A 2,182-nucleotide genomic window follows, 5' to 3' on the forward strand; every position below is an offset into this window, starting at 1 on the left:
GGGACCCTGGAATTTGGGTCCGGGGAACTCGTCGTCGACTTCGGCGACCGGACACGACGAGTCGCAGGTCGTGCATTTGTAACAGTTGTCCGCGCCGGGTCGGAGGTCCATCTCGTCGGCTTCGGGAAACACTTGGACGGGTTCGAAGTCATCGTGTTCTACGTTCGGATTCGTCGTGTCGGCTGGGGTTTCTGCGTCGCTCATGGTTAACTCAGATACTGGCTCCTGCATTTCGGCCGGCGACGACGCCGGTGGCGAGTGAGAGTCCGCTGCTGGATTTTTCGGCCGCGCCGTCGGCACCGCCGACGACCGCGCCCGCCGCTCGCAAGTTCGCAAACTGTGCTTCGTCGGTGTCGTCCAAGACGCGCATCTCGTCGTCGACGACCACGCCAAATCGTGCGAACGGATGCTCGCCGAAGGCGTCGTCGTCGAACCAGTCGTAGCGGTCCGACGAGTGCGGGACGTGCGCGTCGAAAATCGGCTCGGTCACGCCTTCACGACTGGAGTCGATGCCTTTGCCGACGAGTCCGCCGGTGGCAAGGACGAATTCGTCGGCGTGATAGGGAATTTTCGCACGCTTTCGGTCGACGTACACCGCCTGCAATCGGCCGTTTTCGGCCTCGTAATCGACGACGGGATTGCCCGAACTGATGCGGACACCCGCGTCGTCGAGCGCCGAGAACAGTCGGTCTTCGAGTCGCAGGCCGGGGAAACTCGGCGGTCCCATCGGAATCTCGAACACGTCTGCACCGAGATGTGATTCGAGGTCCGCACGAACTTCGTCGGCGTGTTCGTCGCCCAGAAGCGAGGGGAAGCCGACGCGTTCTGCGTCCTTCAACCGAGGTTTGACGGTTTCGGCGACGGCTTCGCGCATCCAGACCGAGCGCCCGGCGAATCGAATGTCTTCGTTTTTGTCCAATGCTTTGGCGAATCGCGTGACTTTGGCGTCGGCGCGGTACTCTTTGGGGAACGACAACTCGGCGCCGTGCACGTCGAAGGGGACGCCCGCGGCTTCGAGGTGGTCGGAAACGAGTCGGGCGTCGAAGTCGGTCAACGACCGAAAGCCGACGACGAGCATCGAGCGACTGTCGCTGGCGAGGCCTGCTGCCGAAGCTTCCGGATATCGAGCGGTGGGTTTGACCGTGCCGCCGTAGGTGGGGACGAGCGCATTCGCGTCCGTATGCGAACCACGGTAGCTGTCTCCAGTTACTTGGTCGAACAGCGAGAGGCCGTCACGGATGGCCTGTTCGCCAGCGAGTGAGTACGGATGGTCGTCGGGTAATGAGCTGAGTGCGTCGTAGGGATTCGAGACGGGACCATCACCGTTGGCGTAGCCGAGTACGTCGATGAGGCCGCTGGCGAACCGAAGTGTACTCTTCTTGTAGGTGACGAGGCGGACACTCGCACCGGATTCGGCGGCCGAGAGCGCGGCCATCGACCCGGCGAGACCGCCGCCGAGAACGACCACGTCTTCTCGAATGGGCATCAGCGCTCACCTCGGTCTTTGTGTCTCGGACGGCCGCCGTCAGCGGCGGTCGCGCCCGAGCGTCCGGATTCCCCTTCACTTGCACCGACACCGGCACCGCCGTCGAAGGCGGCGAAATCGACGGCTTCGTCCATCGCGGCGGGGTCGCCGTCGCGGTTCATGGTGGTCGCGTGCAGCGCGTAGTTCAGCATCGCTTGCGAGAGCTGTTCGCCCCACAGGGCGTGGACTTCGCCTTTCCAGCGTTCCTGAAACAGTTCGTCGAGCGCTTCTCTGGCCGTTGGTTCGTCGTAGGTGGGGTAGAGTTCGGTGGCCATGCGATGACAGCAGAAGCCTCCTTGGCAGTTGCCCATCGAAGCTCGCGTCCGAATTCGGACGGCGTTGAGGTCGGAGCCCGATTGCTCGATTGCATCTTGAATTTCGGCGCGGGTGACGGCCTCACACTCGCAAATCACGGGATTCGGTTCGCCAGTTTTGAGCACTTCGTCGGCGCGCGAACCGAGTCGTTGGACGCTCCGGCGACCGATAGGCGAGCGGAGTCCGAACTCGTCCATGTAGTCGCGCAGAACCGAGAAATCCTCGCTGCCGGGCAGGGGTTCGTCCGCGGTGCGACAGGTGGTATCGATGCCGAACTGCTCGCAGACGTGGTCGGAAATCTTCTCGGCCATCATCCGGTAGGTGGTGAACTTGCCGCCGACG

2 protein-coding genes and 1 pseudogene are annotated in these 2,182 nt (G+C 63.1%); all 3 read right to left on the reverse strand.

What is annotated here, in order from left to right; translation table 11 throughout:
- A pseudogene (locus tag AUR64_RS02945) lies at positions 1 to 204 on the reverse strand (anaerobic glycerol-3-phosphate dehydrogenase subunit C); the annotation flags it as partial.
- Between the two features lie 7 nt (positions 205 to 211).
- Entirely contained in the window at positions 212 to 1,486 is a 1,275-nt protein-coding gene (glpB, locus tag AUR64_RS02950) for a glycerol-3-phosphate dehydrogenase subunit GlpB (protein WP_058580468.1), read from the reverse strand.
- Positions 1,486 to 2,182 (reverse strand): (2Fe-2S)-binding protein (locus AUR64_RS02955; protein WP_205628366.1); only part of this gene is annotated, 697 nt, incomplete at its 5' end. The genes glpB and AUR64_RS02955, both read right to left, overlap by 1 nt.

The sequence above is a fragment of the Haloprofundus marisrubri genome, from assembly GCF_001469955.1.
Lineage (GTDB): Archaea > Halobacteriota > Halobacteria > Halobacteriales > Haloferacaceae > Haloprofundus > Haloprofundus marisrubri.